Here is an 18,735-nt window from a genome sequence, read left to right on the forward strand (position 1 = left end):
TTTCTTTAGTTTAGTTGGAAACAGCGCCACCAGTTGTCGTATTACCAGTTGTATTTCCACCAGTTGTATTTCCACCAGTTGTCGTATTGCCCGTTGTATTTCCACCAGTTGTATTTCCACCAGTTGTTTTGTCTGCAGTGGCTGCGGATGAAGAAGTAGTTGTATTTCCACCAGTTGTTTTGTCTGCAGTGGCTGCGGATGAAGAAGTAGTTGTATTTCCACCAGTTGTTTTGTCTGCTGATGAAGAATAGGTGTTATTACCAGCTTGGCTGCTTGTCTCTGTTTCTGAGTCAGTTGCATTGCCATGGCTAGATGAAGCGACATTTGATTCTTGGGTCTTATTGTTGCCTTCTTTAATGACCACAGTTGACTGATTGGATGATGAATCAGAAGTGTCCTTTTTTTTAGATGATGTGAAATTCATGATAGTGATGGAAGCAACAATGATTGACAAGATTGTCCCGATAACAGTGAGTACTTTTTGGAAGACAGTGAAGCCTTTTGTAACGTGTTTGGTCACCTTTGGTGCAGATTTTTTTTCTTCTTTTGATGAATGGTTACGACGTGAGTAATTTTCAGACATGATTCTCTCCTTAAAAATATTTCGTACTCTCTATTATATGATTTTCTCTCAAAAAATGCTAAAAAAATTATGCTATAATAGGGAGTAACTATTATTTGAGGAAAAAACATGATTTATTTTGATAATTCAGCCACAACCATTCCCTATCCAGAGGCACTTAGAACCTATCAGGAAGTGTCCACGAAAATTTTTGGGAATCCATCCAGTTTACACCAATTAGGAACATCTGCGACTCGTATTTTGGAGGCTTCTCGTAAGCAAGTTGCGGACCTCATTGGAAAATCAGCCGATGAGATTTTCTTTACGTCTGGTGGGACCGAAGGAGACAATTGGGTTATCAAGGGTGTGGCCTTCGAAAAAGAGCCTTATGGCAAACATATCATCGTTTCCGATATTGAACACCCTGCGGTAAAAGAATCTGCTAAATGGCTTTCAGAGCATGGTTTTGAAGTGTCCTATATACCCGTTAATGCACAAGGTTTCGTAGATGTGGAAGCTCTTGCTAGACTATTACGCCCTGACACTATCTTGGTTTCGGTTATGGCCGTTAATAACGAAATCGGCTCAATCCAACCCATCCAAGAAATTTCAGCTCTTCTAGCTAATGAGCCTACCATATCTTTCCATGTGGATGCTGTTCAGGCTATTGGGAAGATTCCTGTATCAGCTTATTTAACAGACCGTGTTGACTTTGCAACTTTTTCTGGTCATAAGTTTCACGCCGTTCGAGGTGTAGGTTTTGTCTACAAGAAAGCTGGTAAAAAGATTACGCCGTTCTTAACAGGTGGTGGTCAAGAAAAAGACCTTCGTTCAACGACTGAAAATGTAGCAGGGATTGCGAGTATGGCTAAGGCCTTGCGCTTAGTCACTGATAAAGAGGAATTTTCTCTTCCCAAAATTGCTAAGATGAAAAAGATTATCTTTGATGAATTGGCTAAGTATGAGGACATTATTATTTTCTCAGGCGAGGGTGAAGACTTTGCTCCCAATATTTTGACCTTTGGAATTAAGGGAGTTCGTGGTGAGGTGGTTGTCCATGCTTTTGAAGAGTATCAAATCTATATTTCAACGACCTCGGCATGTTCATCCAAGGCAGGTAAGCCAGCGGGGACCCTCATTTCTATGGGTATTCCAACCAAGTTAGCCCAAACGGCTGTTCGTATCAGTCTTGATGATGATAATGATATAGGACAAGTAGAACAGTTTCTCACGATTTTCAAGCAGGTCTATGCTAAGACGCAAAAAGTAAGATAGCAAGATTTGATTGATAAAAAAAGAAAACTAAATTCAAGTATAAAAGGAAAAGGAATGGCATTAACGTATTCAGAAATTATGGTTCGCTACGGTGAATTGTCAACTAAGGGCAAAAACCGTATGCGTTTTATCAATAAACTTAGAAATAACATCAAAGATGTGTTATCTATCTATCCAGAAGTTAAAGTGACTTTTGATCGAGACCGTGGACACATCTATCTCAATGGCACAGACTACGAACCAGTCGCAGAGTCTTTGAAACAGATTTTCGGGATTCAGGCCTTTAGCCCTGTTTACAAATTTGAAAAAGATGTCGAAGTATTGAAAAAAGCTGTTCAAGACATTATGACTGGCCTCTATCGTGACGGCCTCACCTTTAAGGTGACAGCCAAACGTAGTGATCACGACTTTGTTTTAGATAGTCGCGAGCTCAACCTTACTTTAGGAAATGCTGTAATTGATGCATTTCCTGGCATTAAGGCACAGATGAAGGGGCCAGATGTTAATCTGAAGGTAGAAATTCGTGCTGAGGCCGCTTATATTTCTCATGAAGAAATTAAGGGAGCAGGTGGATTACCTGTAGGGACTGCTGGTAAAGGAATGCTCATGCTTTCAGGTGGGATTGATTCGCCTGTTGCAGGTTATTTAGCCCTTAAACGTGGTGTGGATATCGAGGCTGTTCACTTTGCAAGCCCACCTTATACAAGTCCTGGTGCACTTAAAAAGGCTCGAGACTTGACCCGTAAGTTGACCAAGTTTGGTGGTAATATTCAGTTCATAGAAGTACCATTTACTGAGATTCAAGAGGAAATCAAAGAAAAAGCACCAGAGGCTTATTTGATGACCCTGACACGTCGCTTTATGATGCGTATTACAGACCGAATTCGTGAAGAACGCGGTGGTCTCGTGATCATCAATGGTGAGAGTCTTGGACAGGTTGCCAGTCAGACTATGGAGTCTATGCAGGCTATCAATGCTGTAACCTGCACGCCCGTGATTCGCCCAGTTGTTACTATGGACAAGTTGGAAATCATTGATTTGGCACAAAAAATCGACACATTTGATATCTCCATCCAACCTTTTGAGGATTGCTGTACTATTTTTGCACCTGACCGTCCAAAAACTAATCCAAAAATCAAGAACGTTGAACGATATGAAGGTCGTATGGATGTTGAAAGATTAGTTGAACGTGCGGTTGCAGGAATCATGGTGACTGAAATCACACCTATTGAAGAAGCGCAAGACGAAGTGGATACACTTATTGAAGACTTACTTTAGTCTAAGAGTATATAGGGACAGTTTGTTATCGCCCAGGTATCATTAGAGTTAGCTATATCGGAAAAGAAATGTCGCTGTTGAACTTTTACCTAGAAAGGAAACTGCATGACTGTTTATAACATCAATTTAGGAATCGGTTGGGCATCAAGTGGTGTTGAGTATGCCCAGGCCTACCGTTCTACAATTTTTAAAAACACAGGTATTAAGGCTAAGTTTGTCTTTATGGATATGTTCTTGCAGGACAATCTTTCTGATTTGACCCGTAACATGGGATTTTCAGATGAAGATATCATCTGGCTTTACAGCTATTTTACAGACCTTAAGATTGCCCCAACGACCTATACTGTCAAGGATTTGGAAAAGGAAATTCCTTATGACATTACGCGTCGTGAGATTAATGGCAAAGTGGTTAAACTCTTTTGTACCAAGGAAGATATTTTTTACGCCGCTTATTTGCGTAAAGAGGGTGAAGATATTGTCCATCGTGTGGAAAAAGTATCGCGTGGCTGCCTAATTCGTAAAGACTTTTATTCATATACTAAGATGTTTACAGAGTACTACACACCGGTAGATAATAAGGCTCACCTCTATCAACGCCGTTTCTTCAATGAAGATGGCAGTATTGCTTACGATGAGATTGTTGATGGTAAGGATAGTGTCTTCCGTTTCCCAGATAAGATTTTGTCTTCCAAGCAGGAGTTTATTGCCTACTTTATGTCTCAACTAGGTCTAACCGATCAAGACATTGTCATTTTGGACCGTGCAACTGGTACAGGACAGGCTATTTTCCGTAATACTAAACCAGCTAAGCTTGGAGTTGTTGTCCATGCAGAGCACTTTAGTGAAAATGCTGTGACAGACAAGACTATTCTTTGGAATAACTTCTATGAGTACCAATTCAGCAATGCAGATAAGGTTGATTTCTTCATCACAGCGACAGAGTGTCAACGTAGCATTATGCTAGATCAGTTCAACAAATATACACCATTTAAACCTCATATCGTAACGATTCCTGTGGGAAGTGTGGATAAACTGAGAGAGCCTGAAGGAGAGCGTAAACCATTCTCAATCATCACAGCTTCACGTTTGGCCAATGAAAAGCACGTGGATTGGCTGGTTAAGGCTGTTGTCAAGGCTAAAGAAAGTCTGCCACAAGTTAACTTTGATATCTTTGGTACAGGTGCTGAAGAAGCTAAGATTAAGGCAATCATCGAGGAAAATCAAGCTCAGGATTACATCCATCTCAAAGGTCACCAGAATTTAATAGAAGTCTACAAGGATTACGAACTTTACCTATCTGGTTCTAAGAGTGAAGGTTTTGGCTTGACACTCCTAGAAGCTGTTGGTTCGGGTCTTGGTATGATTGGTTTTGATGTCCGTTATGGAAACCAAACGTTTATCAAGGATAATGAAAATGGTTACTTAATCCCTCGATTTGAAAAAGATGATGAGCCTGCTATTGTAGCAGCCTTAGCAGAGAAAATTGTAGCTTTCTTCAATCGTTCAGATTTAGATCATATTCATCAAGTCTCTTATGATATCGCTAAAGGCTTTTTGACAGAGGAAATCGAGCAGAAGTGGCTTAACTTAGTAAGGGAGATGACTGATCATGATTAATTTATTTGAAGACTATAGTCAAGGTAGTTGGGATCTCCATTACTCTCTGATTGTCGCTGGCTATGTGAATACAACAGTTTGTCTTTCAGATAATGGCTTTCTACCTAGCGATGTAACCTCACCTTACCTTTTTTTCACAGACTTTGATAAGGTTCAGGGTTCTGCACTTTACTTTAATCAAGTACCCGTGCCTGATTATTGGGAAATTTTAGGAACAAATAGCAACGCGGAAATCTTCCGTTTTGATAAGAAACGTGGCCATATTCACTATGCGCATCCGGCTCATCAGCGTCTAGTTAAAGCTGTGGATTGGTATGATGAGTCGGGTCGCTTGCGCGTGACTGATCACTACAATAACAAGGGGTATCGTTTCTCACAAACAACTTACAATATTAAGCAAGAAGCGACCATTACTAGTTATTTCACTCCAGACAACAAGGAAGTTATCGTCGTCAACCATTTGACCAAAGATGTTATCTTGAATTGGAAAGACAAGGTCTACATTTTCAAAAATAAATCAGAGTTTGTAGTTTTTTATCTTAAAGAAGCTGGTTATGATTTGCGGCGTATCCTTTATAACTCCTTATCAACACCTTTCTTGACAGCTATGAATCTTCCAAATACTGGTCAAGATGTCCTCTTCTGGCAAGAGCCTATCACTGACACTGTTCCTGGGAACATACGTCTCCTTCTTGATAGCAATCACCGTCAAACTAAGATTGTTGTGCAAAAATACAACGCTTACACAAATCTTCTAAAACTGATTAGTTCCGAGCAGGCTTCTCGTGTGTCTTTCCTTGGCTTCATGTATCCATTTGCCCGTCAGAATAATTTCCAAAATCAAGCACTTATCTTGACTAACTCAGATCAGATTGAACACTTGGAAAGCATTGTTAGGGAAGTACCTACCATGCACTACCATATTGGGGCAATCACTGAAATGTCAAGCCGCCTAATGGATTTCGCTAAATATAGTAATGTTAGCCTTTATCCGAATATTACAACGGAGCAGGTTAAGCGTCTCTATCAAGAGGCTGATTTCTATTTGGATATTAACCACCAAAATGAAATCCTGTCGGCGACACGTGCTGCCTTTGAAAATAACTTGCTTATCCTAACTTTTACGAACACAAGCCATGGTCCAGATTATACTGCACCAAGCAATATTTTCTCACCTATGAATGCTGGGCAATTTAAACAAACACTTAAAGAAGCCTTGGGGAACCCTGACTTCCATAGTCATTTGCTTGATCGTCAACGTGAGCATGCTCATGTGGCGACACCAGAAGATTATAAGAAGGTTATTGGTTAGGGAAATGACACTAGAGGTTCGTAACATCTGTCCTCTGACACCAACATTCAGGAAGGTCGCTTCACTTTATGAAGCGAATTTTCCTGTGGAGGAGAGACTCCCACTCCGGCAATTGTCTTGGAATAGTTTGAAAAATGGGCAATCATTCTTGGCTTATTTTGATCAGGAAGTTTTTATTGGCTTTACCTATGCAATCTATACTAATAACCTGGTCTACCTACTCTTTCTTGCTGTTGAGGAAAGTAAACAGTCGCAAGGTTATGGTAGTCAAATTTTAGCACAATTAGGGAAGAATCACGAAGACGACCATGTGTGCTTACGATTGAGCCTATGGATGAAGAGGATGCTTCTAACCTTACTCAACGACTAAAACGTTTGGCTTTTTATGAAAATAATGGCTATCAGTCTTTGAACCATTTCTATTTTGCAGGAACGGAGCGGTATCAGATTTTAATAACTGATAGGAGTCTTTCTTTAGATAAGATTGAGCAAGATTTGGCTAAGACTTTCCTAGGTAAGCATGGTATAAGAGTGGACTAGATGGCATATTAGGTGATTAAACTTAAATTGGCAGAATAAGGGTAATCAAAAAAACTTTTTCTCTTGTCATTATCGGGGAAAAATGATAGAATTGTAACGTTGACTAAATGCACGTCCTGTGCAACCGCACGACTACTGTTTTGTAAGTGGGTTCGTCCCCGCAGTACTAGGCGAGTCTTCACAGAGGGAAACCTCAGATACATTAAAAATTTTAATAGGAGGTGCATCATGAGCACATACGCAATCATCAAAACTGGTGGAAAACAAGTTAAAGTTGAAGTAGGTCAAGCAATCTACGTTGAAAAAATCAACGCTGAAGCTGGATCAGAAGTAACTTTTAACGAAGTTGTTCTTATCGGTGGTGATAAAACTGTAGTAGGTACTCCAGTTGTTGAGGGAGCTACTGTTGTCGGAACTATCGAAAAACAAGGTAAACAAAAGAAAGTTGTCACTTTCAAATACAAACCTAAAAAAGGTAGCCACCGTAAACAAGGTCACCGTCAACCTTATACAAAAGTTGCTATCAACGCTATCAACGCGTAAGCTAACGACTAATCACTAAGAAAGGACACAAATCTTATGTTGAAAACTCTTGAAAACTTGCAACTTTTCGCCCACAAAAAAGGTGGGGGTTCTACTTCCAATGGTCGTGATTCACAATCTAAACGTCTTGGAGCTAAAGCAGCTGATGGACAAACTGTATCAGGTGGATCAATCCTTTACCGTCAACGCGGTACACACGTCTACCCAGGTGTAAACGTAGGCCGTGGTGGTGATGATACACTCTTCGCTAAAGTTGAAGGTGTTGTACGTTTCGAACGTAAAGGTCGCGACAAAAAACAAGTATCTGTATACCCAGTTGCTAAATAATTCAGCTAAAGTCTGCACTTTTGTGTAGGCTTTTCTTATTTATGAAAGGAAGATACCTATGCCTTTAAATCAGTACCAACAAGAGGTCGGTCCAAGCTTAGTGGATGCCACTCCAGGAAAGATGCCAGACATCACTCTCTTGGATGGTCACTATTGTAGTGTTGAACATTTGACGGTAGCAGAACACTATGAAGATATTCTAGACTTCTACTTTACCAATCAGATTCTTTCAGAGTGGACATATATGTATGCGGATCCTTTTGAATCTGAAGAAGCAGTACGCCAGTGTTTGGAAGACTATGAGCAGTCTTCTAACCCTTATTTTTTTGCCATTAGGGATAAGGTTTCAGGGACGGTTCTGGGTACTTTCTCACTCATGGCTATTACACCCAAAAATCGTAGTGTAGAGATGGGACGGGTGATTTTGGCTCCTGCTATACAAAAAACTCGGGCAGCCACAGAAGCTCAATATCTGGTTATGAAATATGTCTTTGAAGGCCTCAATTATCGTCGTTATGAGTGGAAATGTGACAGTCTCAACCGTCCTTCTGTGACTGCAGCTCAGAGACTTGGTTTTACCTATGAAGGGCGTTTTCGTAATCATGCTATTTATAAGGGACGTAGTCGAGATACGGATTGGTTCTCGATTATTGATAGTGAGTGGCCAAGGCTTAAAGAACGATTTGAGAATTGGTTAGCTCCTGAGAATTTTGATGAACAGGGACAACAGAAACGTTCTCTGAGGGACTGTTAGATATTAATATAAGGGCTCTTTTCTGGTGAAGGAGCTCTGTTTTAGTAGCTTGACGGTCAAGTCAAAGTTTTTAGTTTGCTAGTGCTTATTAGTACTGTCAAAATCAGTTAAATACTCATTTTTCTGTCAATAATATTCCCATAATAAAATATATTTATGCTATAATAAAGAGTGATTTTATCAAGGAGAATAGTAACTAATGGATTTAATTCACGAAAAAGTATTTGTTAACCGTTACCACTATGATGTTCGTAACCATGAGTGGGAAAAAGAGAATGGTGTTCCTGAAACAAATGCTGAAGTAACGTTTCAGTTGCACCATAAAGATAAAGAAGCTAACAATACGTCGGTTGTAGCTGTTTTGCAATTTATGATTGTTCGTGATGAGTTTGTTATCTCAGGGATTATTTCTCAAATGAACCATATTCAAAACCGTATCGTCAATAACCCAAAAGATTTCTCACAAGAAGAAGCTGAGTATTTGGCAGCACCGCTATTGGATACACTTCAGCGTTTGACTTATGAAGTGACTGAAATCGCCTTGAATCGTCCAGGAATTAACTTGGAGTTCTAGGATGTCTTTAGCAGTTATTACGGATTCATCGGTTAATCTACCTACTGAAATTCAGGGGCATGCTGATGTTTATATTTTAGATATTCCGGTTATCATTGAGGAACAGCCTTTTGTTGAAGGAAAGAACTTGGATGTGAATCAGTTTTATGAGAAAATGGCAAACTCTGAGGAACTGTTCAAGACGTCACAACCTAATCTAGCCGACTTGGATAACCTTCTCATGGAGTTGGGGGAGCAAGGATATACCCATGTCATTGGGCTTTTCCTTTCTTCGGGTATTTCTGGTTTTTGGGCTAATAGTCAGTTTTTGATTGAAGATCATGCCAAGTTGAAGGTTGCTTTTCCCGATACTAAAATCACGGCAGCTCCTATGGGTGCTATGGTTAGAAACGTTTTGCATTGGTCAGAGCAAGGAATGTCATTCGAGAATATTTTGAAGAAGCTAGAGGAGCAAGTAGAGAACACGACGGCTTATATTCTTGTGGATGATCTTAATCACCTTGTTAAGGGTGGCTGCCTGTCGAATGGCTCAGCTATTTTGGGGAATATCTTATCTATCAAACCCATTTTACATTTTAATGCTGAAGGCAAAATCGTTGTTTTTGAAAAGGTACGTACAGAGAAGAAAGCTGTGAAACGCTTGGTTGCCCTAGCCGAAGACAATCGTGAAATGGAGCTTAGCATCCTTCATACCAATGCTCCTGAAAAGGCTGAGGCTTTTAAAAGTCAGCTGGAAGCTCAAGGGATTACTGTTTCATCGGTAGTATCCTTATGTGCTGTGATTGCGACGCACTTGGGCGAGGGAGCGCTAGTGCTAGGTCTAACACCTAAATTTACCAAATAAGTACGATCCATCTGGAATCAGGCTTGCCTATGAGAGAGATCAATAGAGAGGAAAAATAATATGTCTATTAAAGTTATTGTTGCCGGATTTAAAGGAAGAATGGGTTCAACTGCGGTTGAAATGGTTAAGGGAGATGATGAATTGACCTTGGCTGCCTTGCTTGACCCGTTTGCGGCAGAAAAAGAAGTGGATGGTGTTCCTGTCTTCACGGATAAAGCTGATTTGGTTGGTTTCGATGCAGATGTTTGGGTAGATTTCACCATGCCTGCTGTTGCCTATGAAAATACCCGTTTTGCCTTGGAAAATGGCTTTGCACCGGTTGTAGGAACAACAGGCTTTACTGAAGCACAAATTCAAGAATTGATAGATCTTTCTAAAGACAACTCTATAGGTGGATTGATTGCTCCTAATTTTGCTATTGGTGCTATCCTTCTTATGAAGTTTGCAGCAGAAGCTAGTAAATATTTCCCAGATCTTGAAATCATTGAGCTTCACCACGATAAAAAGAAAGATGCCCCATCAGGTACAGCAGTGAAAACAGCTGAACTTATTCGTGAGGTTCGCGAGAGCAAACGTCAGGGAGCTGAGGATGAAATGGAAACACTTGCTGGAGCACGTGGTGCAGAGTTTGATGGTTTCCGTATTCATAGTGTTCGTTTGCCAGGTCTTGTGGCTCACCAAGAGGTTATCTTTGGTGCCCAAGGAGAAGGATTGACCTTGCGTCACGATTCTTATGACCGTATTTCTTTTATGAGCGGGGTCAATCTTGGTATTAAAGAAGTGGTTAAACGTGATCAGCTTGTTTATGGTTTGGAACATTTACTATGAAATTAAGTTATTTGCCTTCTGAATTTCAGAAGGCTTTACCAATATTAGAGAAAATTAAGTCTGCAGGGTTTGAGGCTTACTTTGTTGGTGGTTCAGTCCGCGATGCCCTTCTCAACCGTCCTATTCACGATGTTGACATTGCTTCGTCTTCTTATCCTGAGGAGACCAAACAGATTTTTGAGCGTACGGTAGATATCGGTATTGAGCATGGGACTGTTTTGGTTTTAGAAAATGGCGGTGAGTATGAGGTGACAACCTTCCGAACAGAAGATGTCTATGTGGATTACCGTCGTCCGTCTAGCGTGTCCTTTGTGCGTTCATTGGAAGAGGATCTTAAGCGTCGTGATTTTACAGTCAATGCTTTTGCTCTTAATGAAGATGCTGAGGTTATTGATAAGTTCAATGGTCTTGCTGATTTGGACAACCGTGTCTTAAGGGCTGTTGGTAAGGCTGAGGAACGCTTTAACGAAGATGCCCTTCGCATCATGCGTGGGCTACGTTTTGCAGCGAGCTTAGACTTCGATATTGAAGAAAAGACTTTTGAGGCTATGACTAGTCATGCTTTTCTTTTGGAAAAGATTTCGATTGAGCGATGTTTCATCGAGTTTGATAAGTTGCTCTTAGCACCACATTGGAAAAAAGGGGTTAAGGCTCTTCTAGCGACTAAGGTATATCAGTATCTGCCAGATTTTCAAGAGACAGCAGAGGAATGGCAGTCTTTTGTATCAGATTATACTGAAGACTTTAGATTTACGAGTTCTGAGCAGGCCTGGGCAGCAACTCTTCTGGCTCTCAAGCACGATAATCCACGCTCTTTTCTTAAAAAATGGAAGACATCTGTCAATTTTCAGAAGACCGTTCAGTCATTGATTGAGATTTTTAGATTCCGAATGGAGAGGGAAGTGACCAAACAAGATATTTATCAGTATGGTAAGGACCTCTTAAAGGAAGCTGAAACCTTGAGACAGGCTCAGAGATTGGATGTGGATTATGAGCGTATTGCCGAGTTGGATGGTCAGTTGCTCATCCATGATAAGCACGAGATCGTTGTTAATGGTGGCATGCTGATGAAGGAGCTGGGATTCAAACCTGGTCCAGATCTTGGTCGTACTCTCAGAGCTATCGAAAATGCTATCGTTGATGGTGAATTAGCTAATGATGAGGAAGCCATCATGACCTTTGTTCTAGCTATGAAATAAGTCTAAAGACATAATAAAAATGACACACCGCTACAGAAACATGCGTAGTATCCGTAGCGGTGTTATTTGTAAAAAGGAAGTAAGATGTCAGATTTTATTGTTGAAAAATTGACCAAGTCCGTTGCGGACAAGACGGTTTTTAAAGAGATTTCATTTATTATCCATGATCTGGATCGTATCGGGATTATTGGTGTCAATGGGACTGGTAAGACAACCTTGTTAGATGTTGTATCAGAGCGTATTGGTTTTGATGGTGACGTGTCACCTTTTACCAAGGCTAAAGGTTATAAGATTGCTTATTTAACTCAGGAGCCTGAATTTGATGATAGCAAGACAGTGCTTGATACGGTCTTGTCATCAGACCTTCGTGAGATGGCCTTGATTCGTGAATATGAGACCCTCGTGGCGGATTATTTTGAGGATAATCAATCTCGTTTAGAGAAGGTTATGGCTGAGATGGATAGTCTTGATGCTTGGTCCATTGAGAGCGAGGTTAAGACGGTTTTATCTAAGCTAGGTTTGTCAGACCTCTCTCAAAAGGTTGGAGACCTCTCAGGTGGTCTCAGACGTCGTGTGCAGTTGGCTCAGGTTCTCTTGAATGATGCTGATCTTTTACTTTTGGACGAACCAACCAACCATTTGGATATTAATACCATTGCTTGGTTGACTAATTTTCTCAAGTCTTCCAAAAAAACGGTCCTCTTTATTACCCACGACCGTTATTTCTTGGATAGTGTAGCAACACGCATCTTTGAGCTAGACCAGGCAAATCTGATTGAGTACCAAGGGAATTATCAAGATTACGTGCGACTCAAGGCTGAACAAGATGAGCGTGATGCTGCAGCTCTTCATAAGAAAAAGCAACTCTATAAGCAGGAGTTGACATGGATGCGAACGCAACCACAGGCACGTGCGACTAAGCAACAAGCTCGCATCAATCGTTTTAAGGAGCTTAAGGGTGAGGTTCACCAAACGCTCAATAATGACGATTTTGAAATTAACTTTGAGACTAGCCGTATTGGTAAGAAGGTAGTTAACTTCGAACATATCGATTTTGCTTATGAAGATGGTAAGCCAATTCTCAGTGACTTCAATCTTATCATGCAAAACCGTGACCGTATTGGTATTGTTGGGGATAACGGTGTCGGAAAATCAACCTTGCTCAATCTGATTAATGGTGACCTTGTTCCCACAGCTGGTGTCTTAGATATTGGTGAGACTGTACGTATTGGCTATTTCTCACAGCAAATTAAAGATATGGATGAGAGCAAGCGTGTCATTAACTACTTACAAGAAGTCGCAGATGAAGTCAAAACAACTGTTAGGACCATCAGTATCACAGAGCTCTTAGAGCAATTCCTCTTTTCTCGTTCTACCCATGGAACACAGATTGCCAAGCTATCTGGTGGAGAAAAGAAACGTCTTTATCTACTCAAAATTCTGATTGAAAAGCCTAATGTTCTGCTTTTGGATGAGCCGACAAATGATTTGGATATTGCGACTTTGACTGTTTTGGAGAATTTCCTCAATGGTTTTGATGGCCCTGTTGTAACCGTCAGTCACGACCGCTATTTTTTGGACAAGGTGGCTAACAAGATTCTAGCTTTTGAGGAGGGTGGGGTGCGTGAGTTCTTTGGCAACTATACTGATTACCTTGATGAAAGAGCCTTCTTACAAGAGCAATCAGCCCTTCTAGAGAAAGAAAAAGAGCAAGCTAGCGTTAAGGTTGAGAAAGTCAAAGAAGATAAAAGACGCATGAGCTATTTTGAAAAACGAGAGTGGGCAACTATCGAGGATGAAATTACCGACCTCGAAGCTAAAATCGAAGAGATTGAAGCAGCCATGCTTGAAAGTGCTAGTGATTATGGACAGCTAGCAAGTCTTCAACGTGATTTAGACACCGCTAATGAAACCTTACTTGAAAAATACGAACGTTATGAGTATTTGAGTGGGCTAGAGGGATAAACTCTTTAACATTCAAAGCACGCTAAAAGCCCTGCATATGCAAGGCTTTTTCATATTATTACGTAGTGAAATAACTTTGTTCTACCATAAGTGGAATGAAAAGGAGAGGACAGATACACCCACAAAGATAATGAAGGAAGCTGCAAAGCGACCAATAAGAAAGGCTGAGAAAAAGGGTGCACAAAAGAGCAAGACTCCAAATACTAAACAAATCAAGGCAATTGACAAAGCAGGTTGCACTGAAAAACCAAACTGACGTTGGCGATAAGCTTGGAAGCCTTGGGTAAAGGCTGAGACAAGGAGCCACCAAGCGATGATGGTCACAGCGACACCTGAGAGTACCCATGGCGATGCCAATAGCAAAATAACACCAAAAACAATCGAAATGACGCTTTGGAGTAATTCGAAGAAGGAACGGTTCTCGTTATCACGTTTGAAATAAACCATGAGACTTGAACCCCCAGAAATGAGCATCACTAGAGCAAAAATCCAACCAACAATGGCAAGAAGGCTTATAGGATTAGCGAAGAAAAAGATACCTAAAAGAATAATGAGAATCCCGCTAATTAATGTAAAAGTTTTCATATGTTATACCTCTTATTAATTTTTCTTAATACTACTGCGTAAGATAAAAATTGTCAAACAAAACCTACTTTAGATTGGTTGGGTCTGATAAGTGTAGGTAACAGCTTTTTTAGTTCTGGTAGCTACTTGGCGTCCTGTTTTTTGGAAAAAATGTTTAAATCGACGTAAGAAATTTGTTGAATCCATCTTAAGGTATGTTTCATTACAGGTCCCAAACAGCTGACGGTAGGCGGTCAAGGTATTTTCCTCTGGCATAATGTTGAGGATAGTTGGGCAGTATTCGAGTCTTCCCTTAATACGTTCCATAGCAATCAAAAGGATTTCCCAGTGGTCAAAGGCGAGGTCATCATGATACAGCGTCTTGTCACCATCAGTAAGCTGCAACTTGCCATTGACCATAGCGATATCTAACCAATGCGTAGACGCTGCATCATCGGCAGCCTTATCCATTTGAATATCATTAAAAGTCATGAAACAGAGGTAAGCTATTGTAATGGTCCACATACGAGGATCTCGATAAGGTGTTCCTACTGTAACGAGTTGCTCGATGTGATCAGTGTTCAGTTGAACTGATGTCTCCTTACGTACTTCACGACAGACAGCCGTATTGAGGTCTTCTTGCTCTTGAACGAAGCCACTACTAAGAGCATATTTTCCCATGTAGGGATAATTTTTTCGTTTGATAAGCAAGGTTTGGACTCTTCCTTCAAAATAGCGGAAGATGACTGAGTCTACAGTTACTGAGGGTTTGGCATACTTACCCAATTCTTCATTACTGTAGATTTTCAGGAAGTCTTTTTCGCTACCAGAATTTTCAAAGGTTTTAGACATATTTTTAGCCTCCTAGTCTATATTGTTAATTTTAAGTGAAAATGCTTTTGCTGAAGCAATCCATTAGATTTCGATATGCAGACGTTCTTTAATTGTCTTCTTGGCGTAATGGTAGTTGTCAGCAAAAAAAAACTGTCACTATCACAGTTTTCTCCTAAAATAACGATTTTATCCTTGAATGGTGATAGTAGGTCCAAGAGATGTTTGGTAAACCAATCCCGTGTTCGGTTATCAGCCATAGTCATGTCACGGGAACCATCATCTACATAGTTTGATTTTGGTAGTATCACAAAAATCAAATCCCACTTTTCACGAGCTTGGGTTACCTGATAGAGTGGATCTAATAGATCAAACTCTTCTTGTGAGATGTTTTCTTTCAAATAGTAGTCGATATATACCTTAGTGACCGTTGAGTTGGTGTCTGCAAAAATAAGCCATGAGTGTTGCCCCGTTGTCAATAATCTCAGCTGTCTGGGCATATTGATCGGTTAAGAGGTGAATATAATCATTGGTATCCAACTCGTCATCTCGAACATTATACTTCTCTTGATATTCTCTGGCATATTCAAGTGAGCAAGGGGCGTTGTAAGTACGAGCTAAATCCTTAACAAGGGTTGTTTTTCCTCCACTGGCATATCCGACAACTAGGACCTTACGAGTAAAGTGGCGACGGAAAGGTTTAGTGATAAATCGCCAATTTTCTATAGTATTATCGCGAATCTCAGTAGCAGAGATATTGATAATAGAACGCTCGATGAGTTCTACCTGAGCTTGAGGGTAGTAGCGATTGAGCTCGATCACGTACTCTGACTCTCCAACATAGAAGGTAATTTTTTCGGGACCATCCGTATTCTTAGTGATAAGGTCTTTGACGCGGTTAACCCATGGCACCCAACCTTCTGGATAGGGAGACATATCGGCTTCGTCTAGTTTATCCACAACGATTAGTTCATCATCATCGTAGAAAACTTCACGGACATTACGAAAGCGTCGGTTGAGCGACAGGCCTGTGCGTGTCCCACGATCTTTTTGTGTGTTGCTGCCACTTACGATGACAAGGACGTTGTCGTTAGCGCGTTTTTCCTTTGTGATGAGGTCGACATGTCCTACATGCATTGGTGCAAAGGTTCCAAAAACAATACCAATACTCTTTCCTGATAGATGTTTTCTTTTCATAGGGTTATCCTTTTTAAATATAGTAAATTTACTAAATTAATGGTGGTATAGTTTCGAGGTAATGTAAATAGATGAAATAGTAAAATAACTAAATTGTTTTTTCAAACAAATTCAGCTTCAAGTCTTTAAATAAGGAGAAAATTTTTGAAAGAATAACCCCAAAAAAATAAAACGCTTACATTATTGACGTGATAGTTTTTTACAAAAGAGGAAGAATTAGCTATGTCATAAATTCTAACATGCAAATCAAAAAAAATGACAAAAAACACTTGACAAGAAGATTCTGAAAATTTATACTATTCATGTGATTAAATTACTAAGGTAATTATTTGAAAGGAAACATTGATATGACAACAGGTAAAGAATACGTTGCTAGCGTTTTTGAAAAAGTGAAAGCTCAAAACAGCCATGAGGCTGAGTTCCTTCAAGCAGTTGAAGAAGTTTTCGATTCACTTGTCCCTGTCTTCGATAAATATCCTAAATATATCGAAGAAAACCTTTTGGAACGTTTGGTTGAACCAGAACGTATCGTTTCATTCCGTGTACCATGGGTTGATGATAAAGGTCAAGTACAGGTAAACCGTGGTTTCCGTGTACAATTCTCATCAGCTATTGGTCCTTATAAAGGTGGTCTTCGTTTCCACCCATCAGTAAACCAATCAATCATTAAATTCCTTGGTTTCGAACAAATCTTTAAAAACTCATTGACTGGTCAACCAATCGGTGGTGGTAAAGGTGGATCAAACTTCGATCCTAAAGGTAAATCAGACAACGAAATTATGCGTTTTTGCCAAAGCTTCATGACTGAGTTGAGCAAACACATCGGTGCAGATACAGACGTGCCTGCTGGTGATATCGGTGTTGGTGGACGTGAAATTGGTTACCTCTATGGTCAATACAAACGTATTCGTAACGAATACACAGGTGTTCTTACTGGTAAAGGTTTGAACTGGGGTGGATCACTTGCTCGTACAGAAGCAACTGGTTACGGTGCTGTTTACTTTGCAGAACAAATGCTTAAAGCACGTGGTGAAGACTTTAACGGTAAAACAGCAGTTGTTTCAGGTGCAGGTAACGTTGCGATTTACGCTATTAAAAAATTGCAAAGTCTAGGTGCTAAAGCTGTGACATGTTCTGATTCATCTGGTTTTGTTTATGATCCAGATGGAATCGACGTTGATTTGTTGAAAGAAATCAAAGAAGTTAAACGTGAACGTATCGTGAAATATGCAGAAGCTCGTCCAAATGCAACTTTCACACCTGCTGGTGGTGAAAAGACAGTTTGGTCTATCAAAGCTGACTTGGCTTTCCCATGTGCAACACAAAACGAATTGGATGAAACAGATGCAGAAACACTTGTAGCAAATGGCGTTATTGCTGTTTCAGAAGGTGCTAACATGCCTTCAACTTTGGGAGCCATTGATGTCTTCCTTAAAGCTGGTGTATCATTCGGTCCTGCCAAAGCTGCTAACGCTGGTGGTGTTGCTGTATCAGCTCTTGAAATGGCACAAAATAGCGGACGTACATCATGGACATTCGATGAAGTTGATGCTAAACTCTACAATATCATGAAGGGTATCTATGAAAATGCTGCAGCTGCTGCTAAAGAGTTTGGTCATGAAGGTAACCTTGTTGTGGGTGCCAACATTGCTGGATTCCTTAAAGTTGCAGATGCAATGTCAGCTCAAGGTATTGTTTAATTAATAGGCCTGACCTGGTTAATAAGCCTCTCTATAAAATAAGAAAAGAAGCCTGCGGGTTTCTTTTTTTAGCTGTTTTCCTAGAAGTCAGCTATTTTTGATATAATAAGTCGAGGAAATTATATATATAATTGAAATCCCTTGGTTCAGAGATAAGGACTGGGGTAGCTATTTTTTTATGTCATTGGATATGAAGCTGATAAATAAAGGACATGTGATTTCATAGTTTAGATAAGAAACAATATGGGAGTAAATAGATGATAAAAACTATCGTAAGGGATGTCTTTTTTCTAGGACAAAAATCGACAGAAGCGACTAAAGAAGACCTCTATTTGGCAAAGGATTTACGTGATACGCTGGAGTTTCATAAGGATGCCTGTGTGGGTATGGCGGCCAATATGATCGGAGTCAAAAAGCGTGTTATTATCGTCAATATCGGTTTTGTCAATCTGGTTATGTTTAATCCTGTTTTGGTAAGCAAGTCTTCATCTTTTCAAACGGAGGAGTCTTGTTTGTCTTTAGAAGGAAGTCGCCCAACCAGACGTTATGAATCGATTGAGGTTGCCTATTTAGATGAACGATGGATGCCAAAACAGTTGAGTTTTTCTGGTATGCCATCCCAAATTATTCAGCATGAATTGGATCATTTGGAGGGTGTTATTATATAGATAGCATGGTTTAGGAAGTGCTTGATATTAGATTTTGAAACATCGATTAGGATAGTTATGGGAGTGAGAGTAGAAACTAAAAATTTCTACCTCACTCTTTTTTAGTTCTCATAGGAACTTTTTTCTTGACTTTAGTTCTTACAAGAACTAAAGTAGT

At 40.1% G+C, this 18,735-nt stretch carries 19 protein-coding genes, 1 pseudogene and 1 other annotated feature; of the genes and pseudogenes, 16 read left to right on the plus strand and 4 right to left on the minus strand.

Annotation, left to right across the window (positions count from 1 at the left end; translation table 11 throughout):
* Positions 1–10 precede the first annotated feature (10 nt).
* Positions 11–583 carry a DUF6556 family protein gene (locus tag NSQ85_RS08075; protein ID WP_179974275.1) on the minus strand — a complete coding sequence of 191 codons (573 nt, stop codon included), beginning with the start codon at positions 581–583 and terminating at the stop codon, positions 11–13.
* Between the two features lie 108 nt (positions 584–691).
* Here NSQ85_RS08075 and NSQ85_RS08080 point away from each other — a divergent pair, with 108 nt between their 5' ends.
* From NSQ85_RS08080 to NSQ85_RS08145, 14 genes are all read left to right on the plus strand, one after another.
* Entirely contained in the window at positions 692–1,837 is a 1,146-nt protein-coding gene (locus NSQ85_RS08080; protein ID WP_179974276.1) for a cysteine desulfurase family protein, read from the plus strand.
* Positions 1,838–1,891: 54 nt separating this feature from the next.
* A complete protein-coding gene (gene thiI, locus NSQ85_RS08085) occupies positions 1,892–3,115 on the plus strand; it encodes a tRNA uracil 4-sulfurtransferase ThiI (protein WP_111679271.1) in 1,224 nt (407 codons plus the stop codon).
* A gap of 105 nt (positions 3,116–3,220) precedes the next feature.
* Positions 3,221–4,732, plus strand: coding sequence for an accessory Sec system glycosyltransferase GtfA (gene gtfA, locus NSQ85_RS08090; protein WP_179974277.1), 1,512 nt, complete (start codon positions 3,221–3,223; stop codon positions 4,730–4,732).
* Positions 4,725–6,044: an accessory Sec system glycosylation chaperone GtfB gene (gtfB, locus tag NSQ85_RS08095; RefSeq protein WP_179974278.1), complete on the plus strand. Its 1,320-nt coding sequence runs from the start codon at positions 4,725–4,727 to the stop codon at positions 6,042–6,044. The genes gtfA and gtfB overlap by 8 nt, the downstream gene beginning before the upstream one ends.
* Before the next feature lie 4 nt (positions 6,045–6,048).
* Positions 6,049–6,414 carry a GNAT family N-acetyltransferase gene (locus NSQ85_RS08100; protein ID WP_232086207.1) on the plus strand — a complete coding sequence of 122 codons (366 nt, stop codon included), beginning with the start codon at positions 6,049–6,051 and terminating at the stop codon, positions 6,412–6,414.
* Complete coding sequence (locus NSQ85_RS08105) at positions 6,375–6,584, plus strand: hypothetical protein (protein WP_232086206.1); 210 nt, start codon at positions 6,375–6,377, stop codon at positions 6,582–6,584. The genes NSQ85_RS08100 and NSQ85_RS08105 overlap by 40 nt, the downstream gene beginning before the upstream one ends.
* A gap of 112 nt (positions 6,585–6,696) precedes the next feature.
* Positions 6,697–6,772: a sequence feature (ribosomal protein L21 leader region), on the plus strand.
* Between the two features lie 40 nt (positions 6,773–6,812).
* Positions 6,813–7,127 (plus strand): 50S ribosomal protein L21, encoded by a 315-nt coding sequence (rplU, locus tag NSQ85_RS08110; RefSeq protein ID WP_179974279.1) that lies wholly within the window; start codon positions 6,813–6,815, stop codon positions 7,125–7,127.
* 36 nt (positions 7,128–7,163) lie between these two features.
* Positions 7,164–7,454 (plus strand): 50S ribosomal protein L27, encoded by a 291-nt coding sequence (gene rpmA, locus NSQ85_RS08115; RefSeq protein WP_179974280.1) that lies wholly within the window; start codon positions 7,164–7,166, stop codon positions 7,452–7,454.
* Between the two features lie 58 nt (positions 7,455–7,512).
* Positions 7,513–8,208, plus strand: a complete 696-nt coding sequence (locus NSQ85_RS08120; protein ID WP_179974281.1) for a GNAT family N-acetyltransferase — start codon at positions 7,513–7,515, stop codon at positions 8,206–8,208.
* Between the two features lie 199 nt (positions 8,209–8,407).
* Entirely contained in the window at positions 8,408–8,782 is a 375-nt protein-coding gene (locus tag NSQ85_RS08125; protein WP_179974282.1) for a DUF1149 family protein, read from the plus strand.
* A 1-nt stretch (position 8,783) separates the two neighbouring features.
* Complete coding sequence (locus tag NSQ85_RS08130) at positions 8,784–9,626, plus strand: DegV family protein (protein ID WP_179973207.1); 843 nt, start codon at positions 8,784–8,786, stop codon at positions 9,624–9,626.
* Positions 9,627–9,686: 60 nt separating this feature from the next.
* The gene (dapB, locus tag NSQ85_RS08135; RefSeq protein ID WP_179972680.1) at positions 9,687–10,454 is read left to right on the plus strand and encodes a 4-hydroxy-tetrahydrodipicolinate reductase; all 768 of its coding nucleotides are present in this window, start codon (positions 9,687–9,689) and stop codon (positions 10,452–10,454) included.
* Positions 10,451–11,653 (plus strand): CCA tRNA nucleotidyltransferase, encoded by a 1,203-nt coding sequence (locus tag NSQ85_RS08140; RefSeq protein ID WP_340781643.1) that lies wholly within the window; start codon positions 10,451–10,453, stop codon positions 11,651–11,653. The genes dapB and NSQ85_RS08140 overlap by 4 nt, the downstream gene beginning before the upstream one ends.
* 84 nt (positions 11,654–11,737) lie before the next feature.
* Positions 11,738–13,618, plus strand: coding sequence for an ABC-F family ATP-binding cassette domain-containing protein (locus NSQ85_RS08145; protein WP_179974284.1), 1,881 nt, complete (start codon positions 11,738–11,740; stop codon positions 13,616–13,618).
* A gap of 81 nt (positions 13,619–13,699) precedes the next feature.
* On the opposite strand, the gene NSQ85_RS08150 is transcribed toward NSQ85_RS08145, so the two are convergent.
* From NSQ85_RS08150 to NSQ85_RS08160, 3 genes and pseudogenes are all read right to left on the minus strand, one after another.
* Positions 13,700–14,203, minus strand: a complete 504-nt coding sequence (locus tag NSQ85_RS08150) for an HdeD family acid-resistance protein (RefSeq protein WP_179974285.1) — start codon at positions 14,201–14,203, stop codon at positions 13,700–13,702.
* A gap of 69 nt (positions 14,204–14,272) precedes the next feature.
* Positions 14,273–15,034, minus strand: coding sequence for an NUDIX domain-containing protein (locus NSQ85_RS08155; protein ID WP_340781648.1), 762 nt, complete (start codon positions 15,032–15,034; stop codon positions 14,273–14,275).
* 63 nt (positions 15,035–15,097) lie between these two features.
* Positions 15,098–16,210, minus strand: a pseudogene (locus NSQ85_RS08160) (AAA family ATPase).
* Between the two features lie 347 nt (positions 16,211–16,557).
* Between NSQ85_RS08160 and gdhA the strand changes: the two are divergent.
* Positions 16,558–17,910 carry an NADP-specific glutamate dehydrogenase gene (gdhA, locus tag NSQ85_RS08165; RefSeq protein ID WP_340781650.1) on the plus strand — a complete coding sequence of 451 codons (1,353 nt, stop codon included), beginning with the start codon at positions 16,558–16,560 and terminating at the stop codon, positions 17,908–17,910.
* A 257-nt stretch (positions 17,911–18,167) separates the two neighbouring features.
* The gene (locus NSQ85_RS08170; RefSeq protein WP_100285038.1) at positions 18,168–18,578 is read left to right on the plus strand and encodes a peptide deformylase; all 411 of its coding nucleotides are present in this window, start codon (positions 18,168–18,170) and stop codon (positions 18,576–18,578) included.
* Positions 18,579–18,735 lie beyond the last annotated feature (157 nt).

It is taken from the genome of Streptococcus sp. FSL L8-0526, assembly GCF_038007145.1.
Classification (GTDB): Bacteria; Bacillota; Bacilli; order Lactobacillales; family Streptococcaceae; genus Streptococcus; species Streptococcus thermophilus.